Raw genomic sequence first — 23,666 nt, forward strand, 5'->3', positions numbered from 1 at the left:
TTAATTGTACACCAAAACTTCATCTTCTTTCAGACTCTGGATAAAATAAGACGGCGTAACACCATTGATCTTTTTAAAAGCCAAAACAAACACCTGAGGTGAGGCATAACCACATTCCTCAGCGAGATAACTGATTTTGCACTCTCTATATTTCGGCTCATTATATAACTTATGGACGATATAATTAATTCTTAGATTATTGATATAATTGCTAAAATTCTGGGACTTGTTATTTTTGATAATTTCTGCCAGATATTTGGAATTGGTATTAAGATGAGTTGCCAAGTGACTGACTGTAAAATCTTTTCTAAGAAATTTGTCAGATTTTTCGAAAGCTGATAGCCTTCTGAGAATTCGAGCTTCTGTTTCGGCGGAGATCAAGTTTTTGTTAGAAACTTCAAAATCATCAGTAAAATCTGGTTCAATTTGAGTATTATCTTCAGTTTCGTGAATGGCATTGGTTGAATTTTCAGTTTGAACCGATTCAACCTTAAGCCTATCTATCATCGCCTCATAATTCTTGCGCAGTATCCTGTTATTTCTACGAACCAAGACCCAAGACCCAAACGCTATAATTACAATCACAATCCCGCCATAGAACAAAAGCGTCTTTTTTGATTGCTCATTTTTGACATTGGCTTTTTTAATTTCATCTCTGGACTGATGAACAATTGCTCTTTTCTCCACAAAGTTGATACTGTCATTAAGCGCAGTGTACAACTTCATATACTTGTTTTCTTCTGCGGTATTTTTGAGAAAGCCGTACGCATTCTTCATATTGTTAAAAGCAAACAATCGATTCCTCGGTTCACTTTTAGTCTTTTCAATTTCGAGTAACTTTTGAGAATAATCTATACTCTTTTGATAGTCGCCTTTTTCCAGATAAAAACCGCTAATTGCATAATAAACATCGTTTTCGCAGATCTTAAAGTATTTTGGAGCAGTTGTCTGGAACTCTAAGGTTTTTACAAAATATTTTTCTGCTATATTAAAATCCGGAGGCTTCTGCCCATAGACATAATAACTGCCCATATTCATCAGTTCAAAAATATAGAGATAATAGTATTTTGATTTCTGATATTCCGTAAGATTATTGGTAGGTGTAGTTTCTATAGCATTAAGGCTCTTTTTGGTTGAAACATACCAATTCTTGGGATCATTTTCTCCCTCGTACATTCCTGCAAAATTTGCATAAATACGGCAAAGCTGAATATGTCTATCTGCAGGGTTTTCTATTTTCTCAGCATACCCAAGGGATTTGTTTAGAATTATTTCTGCTTCGGGTAATTTATCTAAAATAATATTGATTTTTCCTCGGTACAAATAGATTGCACTAAGAGCAGAGTTATTTTTCAGTTTTTCAGCCAACACTTCTGCCTCGTCACTGTATTTTCCGGACAGGATGTAATCATTTTTCATCAAGGCAATCTTTTGCAACATCGTCAAACCTCTCAAAACACCTTGTTGAAAGTCTATTTTCTTGGATTGATCAGCCAGTTTTTTAACCTTATCCATACTGGCAATCTCTTTATCATCAATCTCAATCCTATCATAACTATTGATGATGTTTCTTTGAGTTTCCTTTCTGATTTGAGAATAAGAAACCGTATAAAAAGAAAAAAGAATAAGCATTAAGTAGAGCGACTTTTTCATAGAACTATCGTTTTATTTTGCAAATGAGCTCTGCTTATCCAACCAAAACCCTTTCAAAAATACAATATTCTCATAAAAACATCATATAAATTATCCATATTTAATCCATAAAATAATATAAGAATATTTACTCACATTATCACTACTCTCTGTTTACCAAATCCATAGAAAAAGCAGGCAAGCAAATCGCAATATATTCACAAGGATCATAAAAGGGATTAGAATAACGGACTCTGGCTCCTTTTTCTATCAGAATACTTTGTCCTCTTTCCAGAATTATAGAATCACCATCAATCTCGAAATGCTTTTTGCCTGAGATAATCAATGTAAATTCATCAAATTCCGGCGTTTGGTATGGTTCGCTCCAGTTGGGCGGTGCAACCATATGCGCAATGGAGATTTCTGAGTTTCTGGTAGAATTCCCCCAATGTTCTTCAATTAATTTCCCATCCGTTGTCGGAACAATAAAAGGGTTTGCCTGGATTCTGTACTTTTTCATATCAGATAATTTTCTTTTGTAATTTCAAAAACGACATTCAATCGTTCTGGTTCGCCAAAGTAAGCTACATTAACTTCATCTACTTTCTTCGCACCTAGCTTTTCCATTGCTTTCTGAGAACGGATATTATCTTTTCCAACATGGAAATTAACTTTATCTACAAACTGAAAAATATAATCCAGCATCAGTTTTTTGACTTTTGGATTCAGTTTGGAACCCCAGAATTTGGTTGCATAAAATGTATAACCAATGAATATCGAGTTATCTTCCGGGTTATAATCATAAAATCTTGTGCTTCCGGCAATTTCTCCAGTATTTTTTTCTACAATTTTGAAAGCGCCCCGACTCTCCATTGCGCCTTGAAAAAAGTTTTGAAAAACCTCTTTTTTGTATCGGTCTTTATTCGGGTGTTGTTCCCAAATCTTTGGGTCAGAAGCCACTGAAAACAATTGCTCAAAATCATTCTCTTCTAATGGAACTAATCTTACAAAGTCGTTCTCTAAAGTTGGTTGGATGTTCATATGATAATTATGGTTGATAAATGTTATATTCTCTGTCAGGCTGAGGTTATCGAACCTTTTAATTATTTTCAGCCGTGATAGACTCTGGAGAAGACAATTTTTCCGTGTTTGATTTCCAGGACCTCTCCCACTTTCATATCTTCCTCGCCTTCCACTTTTCTGGTATATTCCATAAAAATCTGTTCAGAATCTGCGGTCAGCTTATTGACTTCATATTGCAAAGTCGGAAGCCTTTCAAAGCAATCTTTCCACCAAGTTCTCAAAGCGTTTTTACCTTTTATCAAACCATCTGTTTCCGGTTCTCTGATTTTAAGTTTCGGACTATAATGTTCTGCTGAATCATGATAAAGTTCAAGCAGATTTTCCAAATTATGTTCATTGAAAGCTTTAAACCAAAGCATTGCGATATCTTTCAGGTTTTGTGGTATCATATTCTGTTTACTGATACCAAATTTAAAACAAAAAGCTGTTCATCAACATTATTATTTTCTAAACACAGATTATTCTAATTCATTTCAGTCTTATTAATAGTGCGTTGTTTTCTAAACTGATACACTGAACCGGCAATAAAAAGTATGAAAAAGAACAGCAAAGTCTTTGCAATAATAGGATCAGTAGGTGCTTTTGCTAATGGATGACCAATTGGGACTCTTGTAAAAGTCTCGTTAACCGTCGGCACAAATGATAGAAAAAAGCTGAAAGACAGAAGAAAGTTTTCAAAATACCGAGCCTTATGATTATTAGATTTCTTTTCTGACAAATAAAAAGCAACCACAATTAATATGACGATAAATAACGAAAAAACATGTCCAGGATTGAAGCCGTGCTTCAACAATCCCAATGATGTGAGCGATGTGACGAGCGTACAATAAAAATAAATTTTGCCTGTAAGCTTTTTCAAATCAATTTTCCCTTGTTTTACAAAAGCGATGATGGCAGCTGCAATCGCTATAATACCGATGATGGTATGAAAAATCCCTAAACCAGATAGTCCCATTTTGTTTTAATTTCAAATTGTTGTGTCATTATTGACAGTGCAAATTTGAGATATGAAAAAATGAAACATTTTGCAAAAAAGGTCAATTATTTGTGCATTTGGTTCACTCGATAATTGGTTGGAGATGTATTATACTTGTTATGAAAACTTTTGGTAAAATTCGCCAAATCATTAAAACCACATTCAAAAGCGATGTCTGTGATGCGATTGTCCGAGGTCAAAAGTAGTTCCGATGCTCTCTCAAGTCTTTTATTTCTGATATAATTGGCAGGAGAATTATTATACAATTTTGCAAATTCTCTTTTGAAAGAAGAGACACTCAGATTGGTCTTTTGTGCTAAATCTTCTACACTAACCTGAGAAAACAGATTGGCTTCTATGATTTGTTTGAAAGTATAAGTTACTGGCGAAAAAAGCTGTGATAAGATAACATTTACGGTTTCTGCATTTTGGGTTTGAGATAATAGAATAATAATTTCTTTCAATTTTAGAATCAAAATATCATCATTTACAAGAGCTGGTGTTTCAAAATAAAACAACAGTCCCTCTATATATTTCTGAATCAGGAAATCGTTGTTAATTTTTCCGCCCGATTGATTGCTGACAGCATTCTTTGGCGATTGTAGCAAAGCGGGAAATTCTCTTTCGTAGATTTTTTTCAGAATATCAGCGTGAAAAGTGACAATTACAATCTCGCTATTAGCGTCTGCATCCAATTGTTCTATCTTTTTTCCAGAATTGACACAATTTAAAAATAACGAATAATTTTGAGGAATATCCAAATATATTTCATCTGTTTTATATTGCATTCTGCCATTCTTCACATACAAAAAGCAGGCTTGTTCAGAAACAGGAAATACAAACTCAAAAGGTGGTTTCAACACTATCTTTTGGATAAATGATTTTTCATACAAATCAATTTTTTGGTAATCTATTATCATATTTCATCTGTGTTATCTGTTCTAATCATTAAAAAAGTATCGCTTTCTCCAGTTCCAAAAGCTTTTGTTTTCGCCAGATTCCTCCACCATAACCCGTCAAAGTTCCATTAGTTCCGATGACTCTGTGACACGGAATGATGATTGAGATTTTATTCAGTCCGTTCGCATTGGCTACCGCTCTTACAGCTTTTGGATTGCCAAGAATATCGGCTTGTTGCTGGTAACTCCTTGTTGTTCCGTAAGGAATAGTTCTCAGGATTTCCCAAACATTCTTTTGAAAGTCCGTGCCAACAGGCGCAAGCGGAACGGTGAAATCCAATCTTTTGCCGTCGAAATATTCCTCTAATTCTTTTTCTAATATTTTAAAATAAGGATTCTCTCCCTGAATAATATTGGCTTTGAAATATTTTGAAATATCGTCCAGTTCTTTCGAAAGTGATTTTCTGTCGGAGAATTCCAGCATACAGATTCCGTTTTCGTTGGCGCAGGCAATCATTGTTCCCAGCGGTGTTTCGATTCTTTTGAGGTCAACAATCTTTTCCAATTTTGAGTTCTTTGGGGAAGTTCCGATGATTGATTTGAAACTGTCATTGAAACCACTTAAACTTTCGTACCCGTTTTCCAAAGCTACATCCAGGACATTCTCTCCTTGCTGAAGTTTCTTGAAAGCCGAATTGATTTTGAAAGTTCTTTGAAATGCGTGAAAAGTCATTCCGTGATGTTTGAGAAACCAACGTCTTACAGTTGCAGGCTCCATTCCTCTATTTATCAAATCAATATCTTTGAATTTGAGTTCCGGATTTTCTGACAATTCATCCATCAGTTTTTGAATTTCGATTGGTGTTTCATCAGGATTTTCTAATGGTTTACAAACTTTGCACGGGCGATAACCTTTCTGTATGGCATCTTTTGTATTATCAAAAAACTCCACATTTTCAGGTTTCGGTTTTCTCGCCGTACAAGTTGGTCGACAGAAAATCCCCGTCGTTTTTACACCCATCCAAAATACACCTTCGAATTCCGGATTCTTTTCAAACGATGCCTGATACATTATTTCGTTACTCAATTCCATAATTGATTGTCTTGAATGATACAAATTTAATCGTTTTCGTAATCAGTCAACAACCGAAAAATGAACAAGTATTTTTTCTTTGCTAAGATTGGAGGAAAATATTTATCTTCCAAAACACAAAATCAACAGTTTTATGGACAAGAGAAAACTTCGCGAATCTATTTTCAGACATTTGGACGGCATCGTTACAGCACCTGTGATTTCGGCTTTGTCCAAGAAAAAAGTACTGAATTTTATTCTTGCTAATGACAATTTGGAACTTTCTGAAATCAACGAAAAATTTGAAGCTAACGAAGGTTATCTGAATGTCGCATTGCGGGTTTTGGCTTCTCAAGGATTTTTGAATTACGAATTGGATAATCAATCTGATATTGTAAAAATTTCTGTTAATTCTAAAAGCAAAGACGCTTTTTCTCATCAGAATTTTTATGTTGATTTAGCAGAATTTTTAGCAGATGATGATGTTATTAATTCTAAAGAACTAACTGAAAATCTTTGTAAAAAATGGATTCGGCTTTTTGAAAAATACAAATCTTTTCTGAATGAAAACGCAGACGAATTTTCTCTGAATTACCAAATCCAGAAACATATCGAAGGAGCTCTTGTTGGACCAATTATCATCAAACTCGGAATGAGCGGAATGTTTCACAAATACTTTATGGAAGCCAGTTTCAGCGCAGAAGAGTTCCATAAAACCCCTGAATATTTTGGGGAAATCCTCGATTATCTTTCCGAGTTAGGTTGGTTTTCGAAAAAAGGAAAAAACTTCCAATTCACCGAAACAGGATTGTTCTTCGCAAGACGAGCAACTGCTTATGGCGTAACAGTTTCTTATCTTCCGATGTTCTCAAAACTCGATAATTTGATTTTTGGAAAAGCTTCAGAAATCAGAGAAATTGAAGACGGCGAAGACGAAATCCACGTGAACCGTGAAATGAATGTTTGGGGAAGCGGTGGCGCACATTTGACTTATTTCAAAGTGATTGATGAGTTTATCATTGATATTTTCAACCGACCTTTGAGCGAACAGCCAAAAGGAATTTTGGATATGGGCTGTGGAAACGGTGCACTTTTGCAACATCTTTACGAAGTCATCGAAAGGCAGACTTTACGTGGAAAACACCTCGAAGAAAATCCGTTGTTTTTGGTAGGTGCAGATTACAATCAGGCTGCGTTGAAAGTCACAAGAGCCAATCTCATTAAAAATGATATTTGGGCAAAAGTGATTTGGGGCGACATTGGAAATCCTCAAAAACTGGCAGAAGATTTACAATCCGATTATAATATTGAACTTAGCGAACTTTTAAATATCAGGACTTTCCTTGACCATAACAGGATTTGGGAAGATGTTTTGGATATTAATTCTGATAGAATTAGTACATCAACTGGTGCTTTTGCTTTCCGAGGAAAACGATTGTCCAACAAAGATGTGGAAGAAAACCTGCTGAATCATCTTAAAAAATGGACACCTTATGTTGAGAAATTTGGACTGCTATTGATTGAACTTCATACGCTTTCGCCAGAAATCACTTCAAAAAATCTTGGTTTAACAGCATCAACAGCTTATGATGCAACACACGGATTTTCTGACCAATACATTGTAGAAGTGGATGTTTTTCACAGAATTTGTAAAGAATCCGGTTTGGAACCTGATACTAATCTTTTCAAGAAATTTCCAGATTCTGAATTGGCTACAGTGAGTATTAATCTTTTGAAGCGATAATTTTGTATCTTGAAGCAACATAAAATCGTATGAAAAACAGTCTAACAATCATTATTATTTTAATGGCTTCACTATTTACTTTTGGACAGAATCTAGAGTCGCCAGATTATAAAGAAACGAAAATCGAAAGTGGAAGCACGTTCAAAAAATATAAAAATGGAAAGCTGGATAGCATTGTCGTAGCAATGTACGCTGTCAATTACGGTAATGCTCTAATCTTTGCCAAGAAAAACAACGAAATCAGAATTACAAATGCTGATGATGAAAATTCTGTCATTAAAATTGAATTAAAAAATAATAAACAAGTCCGAACTTTTTTCTATAAAGACAAACCTGCAATCGTTGTTGAAAGTATTGATTTTGATATCAATCAGTTACCAAAAAACACGATGATTAATCGTTTTTTCTTTGATAATATTATCCAAAATGTAAGTATCAAAACAGATTATGAGGTTTTTGGCAATGATAATCCAGACAAGACCTTTAAACTTTTTTATAGACTGAATATCCGAACCGACTTGGATAATCTGGACGCAATTTTTGAAAATATTGGAGCATTTTTCAGTGAAGAAGATGCACTTTTGAAAATTTTCTATGGAAATTATGCGGAAAAGTTTGCACCAAAGATTTTGACCTATTTAAAAACTAATGATTCGGGAATAATTACGGATGGGATTACTCTAGACTATCAAAATAAAAACGCCAAGGAACCCAATCCTTACAACATCTACAAAAACGGAAAAATTATCAAATCCGGAAAAGCAAACTTAGCTGATTTCCAAAAAATTTACCAAGATTACATTATCAAATTGCAAGAGTAATTCATCAATTTACTCCGATTTGAATACTTTTCAGAATATTCTCAGCTTGTTTGATATGTCTCAAATTGTGATAAATTACGAAGCGGAAAGTATCGCCTAATTTCAGTTTAATGAGTTTTGAAATACTGATTGAAGTTTTCGTTTTCTCCAAATCAACATTTTTTGCTTTTCCCAAAAGTTCAAGCATTTTATTCTGTTGGCTGATAAATTCTTCGATGATAGATTTGTCCAAAAGTTTATGAATTGGATTGGATATTTTCAAAGTCTTCATCTTATTGAGTTTCTCTTTCGGAAGCATCATATTGGCAAAATAATTTCCTAAAACTCCACTTTTAAAATAGGATTTAGTTGTTTGAAACCGGCTTTCACTGATTCGATTTTCGATTTCCGAAAGATAGAAATCACCATAAAAATTGAGATGTTCCATGCATTCCAAAATACTCCAGCTGTCTTCTGATTTTCGAAAATTTAAAGTTCTATTATTTTGATTGAGTAATGATTCAGCAAACTCAATATTATTCTCTGTGATAGTTTTAAGTTCGTTAAGTAATTGATTAATTGGAATCGTCATCGTCAAAATTTTTCACAAAAGTCCAAATCTTCATTTATAAAAAGATTGATTGAAGTCAAGATTTTTTCAATCTCGATAATGTTTCCGGCGACATCCTGAGATAGTTTGCAATATACTTATTTGGTATTTCCTGAAAAAGCTTCGGACTGCGTTTCAGAACTCTTTCGTAACGGATTTTTGGTGAACTGTACAGCAAATCTTTTTCACGCTCCATCTGTTGCAAAACAAGATCTTCCAGAATCGAATTCCATAACTTCAGATTCTCATTACTGGAATTAATAAATTCATAAAAATCCTTTTTGGAAGCCATTTTTACCGTTGAAGCTTTGATTGCCTGAATATAAAACTCAGAAGGCTTTCCAGACAAAAAAGAATCCAACGAAACAATGATATTGCCTTGATAACCGAAACGAATAATCCGTTCTTCATCCTCATCTACGATAAAAATCCGGACACTTCCCTCTTCTACAAAATAAATGTTCGTATCGGTAGTTCCGGACGTTTTGAGAAATTCATTCCGCTTCAATTCTTTCGTTTGCCAGGAAAGTTGGGTTTGCAACAATTCTAAAATCATAGGTGTTCCAGAAATTTCAAATTAAATCTAAATGTATAATTAATTTTATTAAATTTGAGATTAACAACCATTGACAACTTTAAAACATTGAAAAAAATCTATTTCTTTTTATGCACTGCTTTATTCATTAATTCAATTAATGCGCAGGAAAAGATTCCGTTCAGAATTACCAAGTACAACAATATCATTGTAAAAACGTTGGTCAATGACAAAGATTCTCTGGACTTGATGTTTCAAATCGCAATGCAGGATGCCTCTGTTTCTCCCGAAAGACTGAAACCGGCAAAAAGTATTGTATTCAAAAATGAAATCAGTGAAAATAATTCGGTTAAGATTGGAAACCTGGAATGGAAAAATGTGAAATTCTATGACAACGAACTGACCGGACCAGAAGCTGACGGAAAAATCGGAACAGGAATGTTCAAAGGAAAAACTTATAAAATAGATTATGACAACAATCAATTTGTAATTTATGATAAACAACCTGACATCAAAGGTTACAAAGAAGTTTCTTATATATCTAACCAGGAAGGACAAATATTTTTATCCTGTGATAATTTGATAGACAACGAAACTTATGAATCAAATTTCCTTCTACAATCGGGTTATGCTGGTGGCTTGCTTTATAACAATCAGTTTGCGGACACAAAAGATCTGAATAAAAAACTGAAAATAACAGGCGAAAAAACATTAAAAAATTCTGCAGGAAAAAGCATTATAACTAAACAGGGAATCTTGCCAATGTTGACAATTATTGATAACATTACTTTAAAGAATGTATCGGCTGGATTTTTCAGTGGGGAAATTAAAAATCAATCTACCAGCTATTTTGGAGCTGATTTGATAAGAAGATTCAATTGGATTTTCGATGCGGAAACAAAACACATTTACATCAAGCCTAGTAAATATTTTGACGCACCATATTTCAAATTTAATTAAGAGCAAATCCCCCATAAACATTAATAATGAGGGATTTTATTTTATTATTTCACGCTTTTAACACGAATCATTCCTTTGCTTTCGTGGTACATCATACACATAATTTTGCCGTCTCTTTCTTTGCATTCTTTGGTGTAATCGTAAACCAATGACACTTTTTCGCCCTCTTTTTTAGATTCCAGAATTTCGGCATTACAAACCAGGTAATCTTCATTTTCTCCGACTCTGAGGTAAGTTCCTGTGCAATCTCTTACAATGGTTCCTGTTTGCAATCTGTCGTGAACAGTGGCGCAGGAAAATAACAATGTTGAGAAAATTCCTAAAGATAAAATGTGTGATACTTTCATAGATTTTTATTTGGATTAAAGGTATAAATAAATTAACTAGCTTTTGAAACAAATTTTGGCTTCCTTAATAGTTAAAAATCAATTTCCCCGCCCATTTTATCAGTGATTTCTTTCATTATCCTGTAAGGAAATTTATCCATAAAATTATATAATAAAACCTGTTTTACATTCTCTCTTTGTGTTTTTAAATCTGATTCCAGAAGAAAAGCAATATCAGATTTGTAAAAAGAATGTCCTTTTTTTAATCTGGTATATATTTTTTCTATTTCAAAATCTTCGAACAAGTCTTCATTTTCTGAAGTAATGAAAGTGGAAAAAATTTCAAGATATTCATCAAGATATATTTTTCTTTTTCCCTTATACTTGTCTTTAAAAAAATAAATTAACCACTTGTTCAAAGTTCTTTTGTTGATTCCAAATTCTTCTGTTATATCATCCTTATTTACTGTAAACTTTTTAATCAGAAAAATCTTCTTCTCATCATTTGTCATTTTCTTTAAATTTACATTGAAAAGAATCGTAAAGTTTTCATCGATAATTTTTTGTTCATCTTTTTCATCGATATTAAAAAAATTATGAAGGTTATCCTCATTGGTAATAAAAGATTGTAAATCGATTTCGGATAGTTTTTTAAGTCCAGAAATTATCTCAGTAATATTAACTGGTTTTATTAGTGGCTCTGCTAATTTCATCAAAAAATCAACATTCAACTCATTTATTAACAGTTGTTCAAAATCATTATCTGAGTCTGCCGTCTCTTTTATTTGTTTTATTCTCTCACCTGCAATTTCTTGCGAACCATAGATTCTAGCGAGATTGTTTTCAATTAACCTTTCTTGTTTTTCGAGAGGAAGATTTTGAAATATTTTAACAATATGTTTCATCATAATAAAAAAATCGTTTATCAAAAATAATAAACGATTACAAAATTTTAAATTTTATTTCTTCTTTGGTTGAAAAATTTTATTATTAGGATTTAATTGATTTGCATGATTGTTATTTGCTGTTTTAAAAGTAGTATTCAACCCTTTTGTTCCGATGTTTTTGTTGCTGATATCAGCTTTGTGATTTTTTGACATTTTTTTTAATTTGTTTAGTTAAAATTTTATTGTTTGTTAATTAACAGGACAAATGTATATTGAATAAAAAAAAGCTTTCCAAATTATGCACGGTAATTAAAAAAACCTCGTAAGTTATCTTACGAGGCTTCAAATATATTTTATTTTGAAAACTACATCGTCTCCATTTTAAAACTCATACTTTCGATCACTTTCAGAATCGCTTCCACCGTATCCATTGATGTCAGACAAGGAACGCCGTTTTCTACGGACATTCTTCGGATCTGGAAACCGTCCCTTTCGGATTGTTTTCCTTTCGTGGTCGTATTCACAACATATTGTACCTTTCCTTTCTGAATAAGATCTATCAAATTCACATCTTCTTCTCCAATCTTATAACCGATTTTCGTCTGGATTCCTTTTTCCTCGAAGTATTTCGCTGTTCCTTCTGTCGCCCAGATCCTGAAGCCGATAGTATGAAATCTTCTTGCAATTTCAGCAGCTTCCTCTTTGTCCTGATCTGCAACGGTGAACAAAATAGAACCGTGAGTCGGAACTTTTCTCCCTGCTCCAATCAATCCTTTGTACAAAGCCTTTTCGAAAGTTGAATCTTTACCCATTACTTCTCCTGTCGATTTCATTTCCGGGCCGAGAGAAATATCAACTTTTGTTAATTTACTGAAAGAGAAAACCGGAACTTTTACAAAAATTCCATCTTTATTCGGAACCAAACCTGATTGGTAACCAAGGTCTTTCAATTTCGTTCCAAGAATTGCTTTCGTTGCCAAATTTGCCATCGGAACATCTGTGATTTTCGATAAGAAAGGAACGGTTCTGGACGAACGCGGATTCACTTCGATGACGAAAACTTCTCCGCCAGAAATCACGTATTGGATGTTCATTAACCCAATAACGTTCAAGCCTTTTGCTAATCTAATGGTGTAATCTTCAAGCGTTTTGATTTGAGTTTCCGTCAAAGTCTGAGGCGGATAAACCGCAATCGAATCTCCGGAGTGAACACCTGCTCTTTCGATATGTTCCATAATCCCTGGAATTATTGTCGTTTCGCCGTCACAAATGGCGTCTACTTCCACTTCTTTTCCTGTCAGATAACGGTCAATCAAAACTGGCTGATCTGGACTAGCTTCCACCGCATTTTCCATATAATGGGCGAGTTCTTTTTCAGAATAAACGATTTCCATCGCTCTTCCTCCTAAAACATAACTTGGACGAACTAAAACCGGATAACCAATCTCGTTGGCAATCACAATCGCTTCTTCTTTTGAAGTCGAAGTTTTCCCCAATGGTTGAGGAATTCCTAAATCTTGTAAAGCTTTTTCAAATTTATCTCTGTTCTCAGCTCTGTCCAGATCTTCAAGGGAAGTTCCCAAAATCTGTACACCGTGCGCTGCCAATTTATCCGCTAAATTAATCGCTGTCTGTCCTCCGAATTGTACCACAACTCCTTTTGGTTTTTCGAGTTCGATGATGTTCATCACATCTTCTTCTGCCAAAGGTTCGAAGTATAATTTGTCTGAAATCGAGAAGTCTGTAGAAACCGTTTCAGGATTGGAGTTGATGATAATCGCCTCGTAACCCATCTGCTGTATTGCCCAAACCGAATGAACCGTTGCATAATCGAATTCAACACCTTGACCAATTCTGATTGGACCAGAACCCAAAACGATGATTTTCTCTTTGTCAGAAACGATACTTTCATTTTCATCTTCGTAAGTTCCGTAGAAATAAGGTGTTTCTGATTCAAATTCTGCGGCGCAAGTGTCTACCATTTTGTAAACTGGCATTATTCCGTTGTCTTTTCTGAACTGGAACACTTCTTTCTGAGTGGTTTCCCAAAGATGCGCGATATTCAAGTCTGCGAAACCTAATTTCTTAGCTTCGAGAAGAATGTCTTTATTGAATTTATTTTCTTTGATTTTCGTTTCAAAATCAATTAATTTTTTGATTTTCCAGATGAAGAATTTATCAATTTTGCTCCACTCTACAATCTGTTCCCAATCGTACCCTCTTCGTAAAGCATCACCAATAATGAATAATCTTTCGTCATCACAAACCCGGATCCTTCTTTCGATTTCTTCGGCTGTTAAAGCATCTGCCTGTTTTTTCTTAAGTCCAAGATGTCTCAATCCCGTTTCCAAAGAACGAATCGCTTTTTGCAAAGATTCTTCGAAGTTTCTTCCGATTGCCATTACTTCGCCTGTTGCTTTCATCTGAGTCGACAATCTTCTGTCAGCTGTTTCAAACTTATCGAATGGGAATCTAGGAAACTTGGTTACCACATAATCCAAAGCCGGTTCGAAACAAGCATAAGAAGTTCCTGTTACCGGATTTTTGATTTCGTCCAATGTCAAACCAACTGCGATTTTTGCTGCGATTTTTGCAATCGGATAACCTGTTGCCTTACTCGCCAAAGCCGATGAACGCGAAACTCTAGGATTTACCTCGATGATATAATAATTGAATGAATGTGGGTCTAATGCCAACTGAACATTACATCCACCTTCGATTCCTAAAGCTCTGATGATTTTTAGGGAAGCATTTCTCAACAACTGATATTCTCTGTCAGAAAGTGTCTGCGAAGGCGCAACTACAATAGAATCTCCTGTGTGAACACCGACTGGGTCGATGTTTTCCATATTACAAACCACAATGGCGTTGTCGTTGGAATCACGCATTACTTCGTATTCAATTTCTTTGAAACCGGCGATTGACCTTTCAATCAAACATTGTGTCACAGGTGAATATTTAAGTCCCAATTCCGCAATTTCACGAAGCTCAGTTTCGTTGGACGCAATTCCGCCTCCTGTTCCTCCCATTGTAAAAGCAGGGCGAACAATCACCGGATAACCTAATCCATCAGCAAAATCTACAGCACCTTGAACTGTTGTCACGATATCTGATTCTGGAACTGGTTCGTTCAATTCTCTCATCAATTCTCGGAACAAATCTCTGTCTTCTGCTTGATTGATTGCTGAAAGTTTCGTTCCTAAAACTTCCACTTTGCATTCTTCAAGAATTCCTGACTTCTGTAATTCAACCGCCATATTGAGTCCGGTTTGTCCTCCCAAAGTTGGAAGAAGCGCATCCGGACGTTCTTTGCGAATGATTCTGGAAACAAATTCCAAAGAAATCGGTTCAATATAAACTTTGTCGGCAATCTCCACATCCGTCATTATCGTCGCAGGATTAGAATTAATCAAAATCACTTTGTAACCTTCCTCTCTAAGTGAAAGGCAAGCCTGTGTTCCCGAATAATCAAATTCCGCAGCCTGACCAATAATGATTGGGCCTGAGCCTATTACTAAAATTGTTTGTATATCTGTACGCTTTGCCATTTTAATTTTTTACTTGATTAGATTTAAACTCCTCCATTAATTCAATAAAATCATCAAAAAGATAATTCGCATCTTCCGGACCCGGACTTGCTTCCGGATGATATTGAACTGAGAAACAAGGATGAATTTTGTGTTTTACACCTTCATTCGTTCTATCGTTCAAAGCAATATGGGTTTCAACTAAATCTGTATTTTTCAAAGATTCCTGATCAATCGCATAACCGTGATTCTGAGAAGTAATCGCTACTTTATTTTTTTCTAAATCCAAAACCGGATGATTTCCACCTCTGTGACCGAATTTCAGTTTGTAAGTTTTTGCGCCACAAGCCAAACCAATCAATTGGTGGCCTAAACAAATCCCGAAAATCGGAACTTTCCCAAGCAATTTCTGAATCATTACCAAAGCTTCTGCATTATCTTCCGGGTCGCCGGGACCGTTGGAAAGCATAATTCCGTCCGGGTCCATTAATAGAATTTCTTCAGCAGTTGTGTCGTGAGAAACTACGATGATGTCACAGTTTCTTTGAGATAATTCTCTGATGATTCCCAATTTGGAGCCGAAATCTACTAACACCACTTTGAAACCTCTTCCCGGACTTGCATAAGACGTTTTTGTAGAAACCTGCTCTACTTGGTTAGTTGGAAAAGTTGTTGATTTCAGTTCTTCGATAACAGTTTGTTCGTCTGCATCTGCATTGACGATTTTTCCTTTTTCAACACCTTTGTTTCTAAGGATTCTTGTCAATCTTCTAGTGTCAATTCCAGAAATTCCTGACAGATTTTTCTTTTGGAACAATTCGTCCAAAGTGATTTGAGTTCTGAAATTGGAAGGTAAATCACATAGTTCTTTTACAATCAAACCTTTGATTGCAGGCTCGATGCTTTCGTAATCGTCACGATTAATTCCGTAATTTCCAATCAAAGGATACGTCATACAAACAATTTGTCCACAATAACTTGGGTCGGAAATCAATTCCTGATAACCCGTCATTCCCGTATTGAAAACCACTTCTCCAGCAGTGTCCTGCTCTGCTCCGAATCCCGTTCCGTAAAAAACTTCGCCGGATTCTAATATTAATTTCTTTTTCATTTTTACTTTTTTAGATTCAAGAACCGAGACTTCAGATTTCAGACTTTTCTTGATTCTTGAATCTTTCTTCTTGTTTCTTTATTTCAATTTTTACTCAAAAAAAACACGCCCGAAAGCGTGAATAAATATTTTAATTTTTGGAGTCGATGAATTCGAATCCTTTGTTTTCCAAATCATATTTAAGGATTGCCATTCTCGCAAAAACGCCGTTCTGCATTTGTTTGAAAATTCTCGACCTTTCGCATTCAACTAATTCCGAATCAATTTCCACGCCTCTGTTGATTGGCGCCGGATGCATAATGATGGCGCCGGGCTTCATCTTTGCTTCTCTTTCTTTTGTCAAACCAAATTTTTTCAGATAATCTTCCGGTTTGAAACTGAAATTTCTCTCGTGGCGTTCGTGCTGGATTCTCAACAGAATCAAAACATCAACTTCTTTCACAAGATCATCGAACTGCATATAAGTTCCGTTGACCAGCATTCCTTCATCAAACCAAAATTCTGGTCCGGAGAAATAAACTTTCGCACCCAATCTTCTGAATAGTCCTGCGTCAGAATTCGCAACACGGCTGTGCTTTACATCGCCAACAATTCCGATTTTAAGACCTTCGATCTTTCCAAATTCCTGAATGATTGTCAGCGCATCCAGAATCGCTTGTGAAGGATGGCTCCCTACGCCGTCGCCCGCATTTATAATACTTAGTTTAGCATCTTTCAATGCATCGTAATAACGCTTTTCAGAATGTCTGATAACCGCTACTTCCACGCCAATTGCTTCCAGTGTTTTGATAGTGTCCAAAAGTGTTTCTCCTTTTGCAATCGAACTTTTATCGGCTTCGAAGTCGATAACCTTAAGTCCGAGTTTCTTTTCAGCAACCTCAAAACTTGTTTTTGTTCTTGTACTATTCTCAAAAAACAGGTTCGCTGCAAAAACGTCGCCTTTGATCTTACTTATTTTACCATCGGCAAACTGTTGTGTTTCTTGTAAAATTTTCTCAATACTATCAGTAGAAATGCGTGAAAGCTTAATCATAATTCAAATTTTTAAATAAAAAAAACGAAGCCTAAAAGACTTCGTTAAATATAAAAAATATTGTTGTTGTCGGCAAACTTGCCAATTGTTTTTGTCGCTAAATTCTGTACCAGATTCATTGGGTGCAAAGATACCAATATTTTTGATATTATGAAATCTTCTTCACAATATTTTATGTTAAATCAATGAACTTCTATTCTCGAATTGTTGCCTTCAATTTTTTTCTTTACTTTTGAAAGAATGATTACCCATTATGAGTTTGGATAAAAAAGACAAATTAATTCTTTCGCTTCTACAAGAGGATTCTACATTATCTGTAAAAGAAATCTCCGAAAAAATCGGACTGACTTTCACACCTACTTACGAGCGCATCAAAAATCTTGAAAAACAAGGCGTTGTAGAGAAATATGTAGCAATTTTAAACCGTGAAAAACTCGGAATCAACATTGTTGTTTACTGCAATATCCGCCTGAAAGAACAATCTCAAAAAACTTTGAAAGAATTTGAAGATTACATTTCTAAATATGATGAAATTCAGGAAATTACAAGTCTTTCCGGCGAATATGATTATCAATTAAAAATCCTTGCCAACGACATCAATTCTTATAACGAATTCACTGTAAATGTGATTTCAAACAGTCCTCACATTGGTCAATATCACAGTTCTATAGTTCTTGCTGAAGTCAAAAAAACGACTAAGTTTAAGTTGGATTAACCCAACAATTTATCTCTGACTTTATTGAATTGATACTCGATTTCGTCGAGGCAAAGATTTCCCAAACTGCCTTGATGAGAATGATTGAGTTCTTTGTAATCGTATTCGAACAAACCACTTTCTATTTCCTGACCGATTTGAATGTAAGCATCACGAAATGATTTTCCATTCTTCACTTCTTCGTTGATTTTTTCTACGCTAACGATGTATTTATACTTTTTATCGTCCAAAATATTGTCTTTCACTTCGATGTTTGGAAGTGTGTAAATCAGGATTTCAAGGCATTCTTTCAAAGAATCGATGGCTGGAAAAAGGATTTCTTTTGTCAATTGTAAATCTCTGTGATAACCTGAAGGCAGATTATTAGTCACCAAAATCAATTCGTTTGGCAAAGCCTGAATTCTGTTGCATCTTGCTCTCACCAATTCGAAAATATCCGGATTTTTTTTATGTGGCATAATGCTACTTCCAGTTGTAAATTCTTTCGGAAAGCTTATGAAATCAAAGTTCTGACTCAGATAAAGACAAACATCGTAAGAGAATTTGCTTAAAGTTCCTGCCAAAACCGACAATGAATTTGCCAATAATTTTTCCGATTTCCCACGCGTCATTTGTGCATAAACAACATTATAATTCAAAGTTCTGAAACCGAGTTTGTAAGTCGTACTTTCCCTGTCAATCGGAAAAGACGACCCGTAACCTGCGGCTGAACCAAGTGGATTTTTATTAATGATATTTTTCGTCGCAAACAGCAATTCCAAATCATCTACCAAAGATTCCGCATACGCGCCAAACCACAATCCAAAAGATGATGGCATCGCAACTTGCAAATGCGTGTAACCTGGCAACAAAACATCTTTGTAAAGATTGGCTTTGTCTTTCAGGATTTGAAAAAATGAATCGGTCAGTTCTGTGATTTCTCTGATTTCGTCAATTAAATATAACTTGATATCCGTCAAAACCTGGTCGTTTCTTGACCTTGCAGTGTGGATTTTTTTTCCTGTTTCGCCCAATTTTTCGATAAGGATATTTTCGATTTGAGAATGGATGTCTTCTGCGGTTTTATCGATTTCGAAAGTTTCTTTTTCGATGTCGATAAGAACTTCTTCCAAAACTGCAACAATCGCCTGCTCTTCATCGAGTCGAATCAATCCCACTTCTGCGAGCATTTTTGCGTGAGCGATAGAACCCAACACATCGTATTTTGCTAATCTGTCGTCAAAATCCAGGTCTTTCCCGACGGTGAATTTTGTAACCAAATCATTGGTTGTGATGTTGTCTTTTTGCCAGATTTTTTTCATTTTAATAATTTTAAACGCAAAGAGCGCAAAGATTTTTTGATTTTTTATTGAAAATATTTTAAGGTTCGCAAAGGCGCTTACGCTCAGCTAAGAATGAATTTTAAAGTTCTTTTGTCATTCCGGAGGAATCTAAACGGTTGAGATTGACTTCGTCGAACCACTTCGTTAGGTTTCCTACGGAATGACAAACTTTGTGATTATAATCCTCTCTTGTTTTATACCGAATCTGCAGCCCGACTTGAGTGGAAATCCTTTTTTGCTTATGCTCAATTTCTATTTAATGTGAAATCGTCTGCAAAAAAGATTGGGAGCGGAAGGCGGATTAGCTGCCCAAATCCTTAAAATTTATTACAATATTTTCTCTAATATTTTGATGTAAACATCGATGCCTTCTCGGATTTCGTCGATGTAAATAAACTCGTCTGCGGTGTGGGAACGTAAGCTGTCGCCGGGCCCCAGCTTGACCGATGTGCACGGAATAATCGCCTGGTCCGAGGATGTCGGCGAACCGTAAGTTGTCCTGCCCAACGCCAATCCAGCCTGAACAAACGGATGGTTGACGTCGATTTTTGAGGAATTGAGTCGGAATGACCTTGGTGTCAGTTTGGATTCCATCTGCGATTGGATGATTTCGAAAACTTCGCGGTTCGAGTATTCGTCTGTCACGCGGACATCCAGCGTAAAATTACATTTTTCTGGCACTACATTGTGTTGCGTTCCTGCGTTGAGAACGGATAATGTGACTTTCACATCGCCCAAATAATCGGAAACTTTCGGAAACTTAAAATCGAGGATGTTTTGCAAATCCTTCATACATTTCACAATCGCATTGTCATCGTTTGGATGCGCAGCGTGAGAAGGCGTTCCCAGCATTTCACCATCAATGACCAGCAAACCTTTTTCTGCGATTGCGAGATTCATTTTTGTAGGCTCGCCAACGATTGCCAATTCTACGTTCGGGAGTTGAGGAAATAAAGCTTCGATGCCGTCCAGACCGGAGATTTCTTCCTCGGCTGTCAATGCAATCACGAGGTTGTGCGACAAATCTTCGGCTTCATAAAAATAGAGAAATGTCTGCGCCATCGCCACCAAAGACGCGCCCGCATCGTTGCTTCCCAAACCGAATAATTTTCCATCTTTCTCCACTGGAATGAATGGGTCCAAAGTGTAAGCTTTGTTCGGTTTTACCGTGTCGTGGTGCGTGTTGAGGAGAATCGATGGTTTGCCAGCGTCAAAATGTTTGTTGGTTGCCCAAATGTTATTTTTGAATCGGTTGACGGTCAATTGATGCTCATTGAAAAAGCCTTCTATGATGAGCGAAGCGTTGTATTCGTCGCGACTCATCGATGGTGTTGCGATGAGTTTCTTCAGTAATTTGACAGCGTTTTCCGCAAGTTCTTCTCTGCTAAAGACAGATTTCAGTTCCTTCATTTCCTTGTTTTATTTGGTCTGACAGTTTTTTCTCGTTAATCAAAGACACTTTCTGAACGCCGTTTTCTTTGGCCTTGAAAGCATTTTCGAGTTTTGGTAAAATTCCTTTGTGGAGTTTTCCTTGTGATTTTAATTCAGAAAATTCATTTTTATTAATGGTTTCAAGATTTGAATTTTCATCTTCCACATTTTCCAAAACCCCATTTTTATCGAAGCAGAACAACAATTCTGTCTCGAATTTTTTTGATAAAGCCTGAGCAATAGTTCCGGCAATCGTGTCTGCGTTGGTGTTTAACAGATTTCCTTTTTTATCGTGAGTGATTGCAGAAAACACCGGAACCAAACCCAGATTTATCATATTTGTAATCAATTCCTGATTGATACTTTTTTCATTAATATCGCCCACAAATCCAAAATTGATGGTTGGATGCTGGCGTTTTTCGGCTTGAATTAAATTCCCATCTGCACCAGAAAATCCCATTGCATTGCAATTGAAACTTTGCAATTTTGCCACAATATTTTTATTGATTCTTCCCGCGTAAACCATTGTTACGAGCTTCAAAGTTTTTTTGTTGGTAATCCTCCGCCCATCAATCATCGTCTGCGTGATTTTCAGTTTTTCCGCCAACGTTTCTGCAATCTTTCCACCGCCGTGAATCAGAATTTTGGCACCTTCGATTTGAGAAAATTGCTCGAGAAAAGCTTTCAATGATTTCTTGTCATCGATTAGAGCGCCTCCGATTTTTATGATGTGTAGTTTTTGCATTTGTTTTGAACGCAAGTGCGCTAAGATTTTTTGTTAATTATTGAAAATATTTTAAGGTTCGCAAAGACGTAAAACTCATCAAAGATTTAATCTTTATTTGTTATTTTAATTCATCCAAAATTTCAGAGAAAACTGCTTGTGCAGAGAAGATTCTGTTTTTTGCCTGTTGATAAATGATTGAGTTTTCGCCGTCCATTACTTCATCGCTTAATTCCAGATTTCTACGAACTGGAAGGCAATGCATCACTTTTGCATCATTCGTCAATTCTAATTTTTCATTAGTCAACATCCAATTTTCTTCAACTTTCGGCATCGTTGTGTAATCTTCAAAAGACGACCAGTTTTTCACATAAACGAAATCTGCATCTTTCAACGCTTCATCCTGATTATGAATTACTTTTGTGTCTTTTGTGAAATTTTTATCCAAATCGTAACCTTCGGGATTTGCAATCACGAAGTCAACGTCCATTCGTTGCATCCATTCTGTGAATGAATTTCCGACAGCCTGCGCGATTGGTTTGATGTGAGGTGCCCAAGTCAAAACGACTTTTGGCTTTCTATTTTCTGTCCAATTTTCTGTAATTGTGATGCAATCTGCCAAACTTTGCAAAGGATGACGAGTCGCAGATTCTAGAGAAATTACAGGAACTTTTGCGTGTTTCAGGAACTGGCTCAGAATACTTTCGTTCACGTCGTCTTCCTTGCTTTTCATTCCTGCGAAACATCGTACAGCGATGATATCACAATATTGATTCAGAACTCCAATGGCGTCTTTGATGTGTTCAACCGTGTCGCCGTTCATCACCGTTCCATCAGCAAATTCCAGATTCCAGGCTTCTTGCGCAGCGTTGAGCGTCAGGACATTTAATCCTAAATTTTGCGCGGCAATTTGGGAACTTAATCTTGTTCTGAGACTGGAATTGAGGAAAACCAAACCAATCGTTTTTCCTTTACCTTTGGTTGGATTTTCTAATGGATTTTCTTTTATCTTTAAAGCTTTTGCAATGATGTTCTGCAAATTATCTATATCGTAAACTGAAGTGAAATTTTTCATTTTGCTGAATTTTGGAATCAGAAAGAAATCTTTCTAATTCTCTGTTAAAATTTTCTTTTTCTCATCAATAGCTTTCAAGGTTTTTTCTAAAGCATTGATGAACAAATCGGATTCTTTTTCCGAAATATTGAGCGCCGGTAAAATCCGGAGAACATTCTTGTCATTGGCATTTCCAGTGAAAATAAAATGCTCAAACAGCAATGCTTTCCTGACATCTGCACAAGCTTGGTCGAGCTCGATTCCAATCATAAGACCGCGCCTTTTGATTTTTTTGATGTGAGGGAAATTTTTGATTTTTTCTTCGATGTACGCTCCTATTTTTTCAGAATTATCAATTAAATTTTCATTTTCAATCACTTCTAAAACTGCAATTCCAGCCACGCAAGCGAGATGATTTCCACCAAATGTAGTTCCCAATAATCCGTAACTCGCTTCGAATTTTGGACTAATCAAAACCCCACCAATTGGGAAACCATTTCCCATTCCTTTGGCAACTGTAATCAAGTCCGGTTTGATGTCAAATTCCTGATGCGCAAAGAATTTCCCTGAACGTCCGTAACCAGACTGAACTTCGTCCAAAATCAAAACTGCATCATTTTCTTTGCACAATTTTTCAATCGTTAAAATGAAATCTTTTTCCAATAAATTAATGCCGCCAACACCTTGAATTCCCTCTACGATTACTGCTGAAATTTCGTTTTGATTTTCGACAAAAACCTTTTCCAGTTTTTCCGAATTATTGAATTCACATTTGATGAAATTCTGAGATTCGTTGACTGGCGCTACGATTTTCGGATTATCTGTTACCGCCACTGCGGCGGAAGTTCGGCCGTGGAAAGCTTCAGAAAAATAAATCACTTTCTTTTTTCCGTTGTGGAATGAAGCCAGTTTCAAAGCATTTTCGTTTGCTTCTGCTCCTGAATTACACAAGAACAATGAATAATCTTCGTAACCTGACAATTTTCCTAATTTCTCGGCCAATTCTGTCTGCAAATTATTCTGAACCGAATTGGAATAAAAACTGATTTTCTCCAGTTGATTTTTCAATTTCTCAACATAATTCGGATGGTTGTGACCGATGGAAATCACAGCGTGACCGCCATAAAAATCGAGGTATTTTTGACCGTTTTCATCCCAAAGGAAAGAACCTTCGGCCTTTACAGGATTGATGTTGAAAAGTGGATATACGTTGAATAAATTCATT

Annotated in this window: 23 protein-coding genes; 4 read left to right on the forward strand and 19 right to left on the reverse strand. The window is 35.8% G+C overall.

Annotated features, from left to right (window positions below; all coding sequences use genetic code 11):
* The 7 genes from BUR19_RS11220 to BUR19_RS19245 form a co-directional block, all read right to left on the reverse strand.
* The gene (locus tag BUR19_RS11220) at nucleotides 1–1,653 is read right to left on the reverse strand and encodes a helix-turn-helix domain-containing protein (protein WP_083600748.1); all 1,653 of its coding nucleotides are present in this window, start codon (nucleotides 1,651–1,653) and stop codon (nucleotides 1–3) included.
* Nucleotides 1,654–1,795: 142 nt separating this feature from the next.
* Nucleotides 1,796–2,152 (reverse strand): cupin domain-containing protein, encoded by a 357-nt coding sequence (locus tag BUR19_RS11225; protein WP_074235405.1) that lies wholly within the window; start codon nucleotides 2,150–2,152, stop codon nucleotides 1,796–1,798.
* Nucleotides 2,149–2,673: a GNAT family N-acetyltransferase gene (locus BUR19_RS11230; RefSeq protein WP_074235406.1), complete on the reverse strand. Its 525-nt coding sequence runs from the start codon at nucleotides 2,671–2,673 to the stop codon at nucleotides 2,149–2,151. The genes BUR19_RS11225 and BUR19_RS11230 overlap by 4 nt, the downstream gene beginning before the upstream one ends.
* Nucleotides 2,674–2,741: 68 nt before the next feature.
* Nucleotides 2,742–3,104, reverse strand: coding sequence for a nuclear transport factor 2 family protein (locus BUR19_RS11235; protein ID WP_074235407.1), 363 nt, complete (start codon nucleotides 3,102–3,104; stop codon nucleotides 2,742–2,744).
* 74 nt (nucleotides 3,105–3,178) lie between these two features.
* Nucleotides 3,179–3,670 carry a hypothetical protein gene (locus BUR19_RS11240; protein WP_074235408.1) on the reverse strand — a complete coding sequence of 164 codons (492 nt, stop codon included), beginning with the start codon at nucleotides 3,668–3,670 and terminating at the stop codon, nucleotides 3,179–3,181.
* Nucleotides 3,671–3,756: 86 nt separating this feature from the next.
* Entirely contained in the window at nucleotides 3,757–4,611 is an 855-nt protein-coding gene (locus BUR19_RS11245; RefSeq protein WP_074235409.1) for a helix-turn-helix domain-containing protein, read from the reverse strand.
* A 28-nt stretch (nucleotides 4,612–4,639) separates the two neighbouring features.
* The gene (locus tag BUR19_RS19245) at nucleotides 4,640–5,683 is read right to left on the reverse strand and encodes a bifunctional transcriptional activator/DNA repair enzyme AdaA (RefSeq protein WP_074235410.1); all 1,044 of its coding nucleotides are present in this window, start codon (nucleotides 5,681–5,683) and stop codon (nucleotides 4,640–4,642) included.
* Between the two features lie 133 nt (nucleotides 5,684–5,816).
* Here BUR19_RS19245 and BUR19_RS11255 point away from each other — a divergent pair, with 133 nt between their 5' ends.
* Nucleotides 5,817–7,406, forward strand: a complete 1,590-nt coding sequence (locus tag BUR19_RS11255; protein ID WP_074235654.1) for a class I SAM-dependent methyltransferase — start codon at nucleotides 5,817–5,819, stop codon at nucleotides 7,404–7,406.
* Nucleotides 7,407–7,435: 29 nt separating this feature from the next.
* On the forward strand, nucleotides 7,436–8,227 hold the full coding sequence (locus tag BUR19_RS11260; RefSeq protein ID WP_074235411.1) for a hypothetical protein: 792 nt from the start codon (nucleotides 7,436–7,438) through the stop codon (nucleotides 8,225–8,227).
* Nucleotides 8,228–8,231: 4 nt separating this feature from the next.
* Here the strand turns inward: BUR19_RS11260 and BUR19_RS11265 are convergent, their stop codons facing one another.
* The gene (locus BUR19_RS11265) at nucleotides 8,232–8,798 is read right to left on the reverse strand and encodes a DinB family protein (protein WP_074235412.1); all 567 of its coding nucleotides are present in this window, start codon (nucleotides 8,796–8,798) and stop codon (nucleotides 8,232–8,234) included.
* Between the two features lie 55 nt (nucleotides 8,799–8,853).
* A complete protein-coding gene (locus BUR19_RS11270) occupies nucleotides 8,854–9,372 on the reverse strand; it encodes a Crp/Fnr family transcriptional regulator (protein ID WP_074235413.1) in 519 nt (172 codons plus the stop codon).
* 87 nt (nucleotides 9,373–9,459) lie between these two features.
* On the opposite strand from BUR19_RS11270, the gene BUR19_RS11275 reads away from it, so the two are divergent.
* Complete coding sequence (locus tag BUR19_RS11275; RefSeq protein WP_074235414.1) at nucleotides 9,460–10,311, forward strand: hypothetical protein; 852 nt, start codon at nucleotides 9,460–9,462, stop codon at nucleotides 10,309–10,311.
* Nucleotides 10,312–10,355: 44 nt separating this feature from the next.
* Here BUR19_RS11275 and BUR19_RS11280 read toward each other — a convergent pair whose 3' ends face one another.
* The 5 genes from BUR19_RS11280 to BUR19_RS11300 all read right to left on the reverse strand — a co-directional run bounded on the left by BUR19_RS11280 (nucleotide 10,356) and on the right by BUR19_RS11300 (nucleotide 17,195).
* Nucleotides 10,356–10,658 carry a hypothetical protein gene (locus BUR19_RS11280; RefSeq protein ID WP_074235415.1) on the reverse strand — a complete coding sequence of 101 codons (303 nt, stop codon included), beginning with the start codon at nucleotides 10,656–10,658 and terminating at the stop codon, nucleotides 10,356–10,358.
* A gap of 71 nt (nucleotides 10,659–10,729) precedes the next feature.
* On the reverse strand, nucleotides 10,730–11,545 hold the full coding sequence (locus BUR19_RS11285) for a hypothetical protein (RefSeq protein WP_074235416.1): 816 nt from the start codon (nucleotides 11,543–11,545) through the stop codon (nucleotides 10,730–10,732).
* Nucleotides 11,546–11,889: 344 nt separating this feature from the next.
* Nucleotides 11,890–15,072, reverse strand: coding sequence for a carbamoyl-phosphate synthase large subunit (gene carB, locus BUR19_RS11290; RefSeq protein WP_074235417.1), 3,183 nt, complete (start codon nucleotides 15,070–15,072; stop codon nucleotides 11,890–11,892).
* 1 nt (nucleotide 15,073) lies between these two features.
* Complete coding sequence (locus BUR19_RS11295) at nucleotides 15,074–16,162, reverse strand: carbamoyl phosphate synthase small subunit (RefSeq protein WP_074235418.1); 1,089 nt, start codon at nucleotides 16,160–16,162, stop codon at nucleotides 15,074–15,076.
* Between the two features lie 130 nt (nucleotides 16,163–16,292).
* Nucleotides 16,293–17,195 carry an aspartate carbamoyltransferase catalytic subunit gene (locus tag BUR19_RS11300; protein WP_074235419.1) on the reverse strand — a complete coding sequence of 301 codons (903 nt, stop codon included), beginning with the start codon at nucleotides 17,193–17,195 and terminating at the stop codon, nucleotides 16,293–16,295.
* A gap of 253 nt (nucleotides 17,196–17,448) precedes the next feature.
* Here BUR19_RS11300 and BUR19_RS11305 point away from each other — a divergent pair, with 253 nt between their 5' ends.
* A complete protein-coding gene (locus tag BUR19_RS11305; RefSeq protein ID WP_074235420.1) occupies nucleotides 17,449–17,910 on the forward strand; it encodes an Lrp/AsnC family transcriptional regulator in 462 nt (153 codons plus the stop codon).
* On the opposite strand, the gene argH is transcribed toward BUR19_RS11305, so the two are convergent.
* The 5 genes from argH to BUR19_RS11330 all read right to left on the reverse strand — a co-directional run bounded on the left by argH (nucleotide 17,907) and on the right by BUR19_RS11330 (nucleotide 23,665).
* Nucleotides 17,907–19,211 carry an argininosuccinate lyase gene (argH, locus tag BUR19_RS11310; RefSeq protein WP_074235421.1) on the reverse strand — a complete coding sequence of 435 codons (1,305 nt, stop codon included), beginning with the start codon at nucleotides 19,209–19,211 and terminating at the stop codon, nucleotides 17,907–17,909. The genes BUR19_RS11305 and argH overlap by 4 nt on opposite strands.
* A gap of 348 nt (nucleotides 19,212–19,559) precedes the next feature.
* On the reverse strand, nucleotides 19,560–20,642 hold the full coding sequence (locus BUR19_RS11315; RefSeq protein ID WP_074235422.1) for a M20 family metallo-hydrolase: 1,083 nt from the start codon (nucleotides 20,640–20,642) through the stop codon (nucleotides 19,560–19,562).
* The gene (gene argB, locus BUR19_RS11320; protein WP_074235423.1) at nucleotides 20,617–21,408 is read right to left on the reverse strand and encodes an acetylglutamate kinase; all 792 of its coding nucleotides are present in this window, start codon (nucleotides 21,406–21,408) and stop codon (nucleotides 20,617–20,619) included. The genes BUR19_RS11315 and argB overlap by 26 nt, the downstream gene beginning before the upstream one ends.
* A gap of 100 nt (nucleotides 21,409–21,508) precedes the next feature.
* Nucleotides 21,509–22,462: an N-acetylornithine carbamoyltransferase gene (locus BUR19_RS11325; protein ID WP_074235424.1), complete on the reverse strand. Its 954-nt coding sequence runs from the start codon at nucleotides 22,460–22,462 to the stop codon at nucleotides 21,509–21,511.
* Between the two features lie 33 nt (nucleotides 22,463–22,495).
* On the reverse strand, nucleotides 22,496–23,665 hold the full coding sequence (locus BUR19_RS11330; RefSeq protein ID WP_074235425.1) for an aspartate aminotransferase family protein: 1,170 nt from the start codon (nucleotides 23,663–23,665) through the stop codon (nucleotides 22,496–22,498).
* Nucleotide 23,666 lies beyond the last annotated feature (1 nt).

It is taken from the genome of Epilithonimonas zeae (assembly GCF_900141765.1).
Lineage (GTDB): Bacteria > Bacteroidota > Bacteroidia > Flavobacteriales > Weeksellaceae > Epilithonimonas > Epilithonimonas zeae.

What these genes read in the sequence shown, in the direction of transcription:
- BUR19_RS11330 (WP_074235425.1), bottom strand. Translation starts at nt 23,665, where the DNA reads ATGAATTTATTCAACGTATATCCACTTTTCAACATCAATCCTGTAAAG.
- BUR19_RS11305 (WP_074235420.1), top strand. Translation starts at nt 17,449, where the DNA reads ATGAGTTTGGATAAAAAAGACAAATTAATTCTTTCGCTTCTACAAGAG.
- BUR19_RS11235 (WP_074235407.1), bottom strand. Translation starts at nt 3,104, where the DNA reads ATGATACCACAAAACCTGAAAGATATCGCAATGCTTTGGTTTAAAGCT.
- BUR19_RS11220 (WP_083600748.1), bottom strand. Translation starts at nt 1,653, where the DNA reads ATGAAAAAGTCGCTCTACTTAATGCTTATTCTTTTTTCTTTTTATACG.
- carB (WP_074235417.1), bottom strand. Translation starts at nt 15,072, where the DNA reads ATGGCAAAGCGTACAGATATACAAACAATTTTAGTAATAGGCTCAGGC.
- argH (WP_074235421.1), bottom strand. Translation starts at nt 19,211, where the DNA reads ATGAAAAAAATCTGGCAAAAAGACAACATCACAACCAATGATTTGGTT.
- BUR19_RS11285 (WP_074235416.1), bottom strand. Translation starts at nt 11,545, where the DNA reads ATGATGAAACATATTGTTAAAATATTTCAAAATCTTCCTCTCGAAAAA.
- BUR19_RS11325 (WP_074235424.1), bottom strand. Translation starts at nt 22,462, where the DNA reads ATGAAAAATTTCACTTCAGTTTACGATATAGATAATTTGCAGAACATC.
- BUR19_RS19245 (WP_074235410.1), bottom strand. Translation starts at nt 5,683, where the DNA reads ATGGAATTGAGTAACGAAATAATGTATCAGGCATCGTTTGAAAAGAAT.
- BUR19_RS11245 (WP_074235409.1), bottom strand. Translation starts at nt 4,611, where the DNA reads ATGATAATAGATTACCAAAAAATTGATTTGTATGAAAAATCATTTATC.
- BUR19_RS11225 (WP_074235405.1), bottom strand. Translation starts at nt 2,152, where the DNA reads ATGAAAAAGTACAGAATCCAGGCAAACCCTTTTATTGTTCCGACAACG.
- BUR19_RS11240 (WP_074235408.1), bottom strand. Translation starts at nt 3,670, where the DNA reads ATGGGACTATCTGGTTTAGGGATTTTTCATACCATCATCGGTATTATA.
- BUR19_RS11280 (WP_074235415.1), bottom strand. Translation starts at nt 10,658, where the DNA reads ATGAAAGTATCACACATTTTATCTTTAGGAATTTTCTCAACATTGTTA.
- argB (WP_074235423.1), bottom strand. Translation starts at nt 21,408, where the DNA reads ATGCAAAAACTACACATCATAAAAATCGGAGGCGCTCTAATCGATGAC.
- BUR19_RS11270 (WP_074235413.1), bottom strand. Translation starts at nt 9,372, where the DNA reads ATGATTTTAGAATTGTTGCAAACCCAACTTTCCTGGCAAACGAAAGAA.
- BUR19_RS11295 (WP_074235418.1), bottom strand. Translation starts at nt 16,162, where the DNA reads ATGAAAAAGAAATTAATATTAGAATCCGGCGAAGTTTTTTACGGAACG.
- BUR19_RS11255 (WP_074235654.1), top strand. Translation starts at nt 5,817, where the DNA reads ATGGACAAGAGAAAACTTCGCGAATCTATTTTCAGACATTTGGACGGC.
- BUR19_RS11265 (WP_074235412.1), bottom strand. Translation starts at nt 8,798, where the DNA reads ATGACGATTCCAATTAATCAATTACTTAACGAACTTAAAACTATCACA.
- BUR19_RS11300 (WP_074235419.1), bottom strand. Translation starts at nt 17,195, where the DNA reads ATGATTAAGCTTTCACGCATTTCTACTGATAGTATTGAGAAAATTTTA.
- BUR19_RS11260 (WP_074235411.1), top strand. Translation starts at nt 7,436, where the DNA reads ATGAAAAACAGTCTAACAATCATTATTATTTTAATGGCTTCACTATTT.
- BUR19_RS11230 (WP_074235406.1), bottom strand. Translation starts at nt 2,673, where the DNA reads ATGAACATCCAACCAACTTTAGAGAACGACTTTGTAAGATTAGTTCCA.
- BUR19_RS11315 (WP_074235422.1), bottom strand. Translation starts at nt 20,642, where the DNA reads ATGAAGGAACTGAAATCTGTCTTTAGCAGAGAAGAACTTGCGGAAAAC.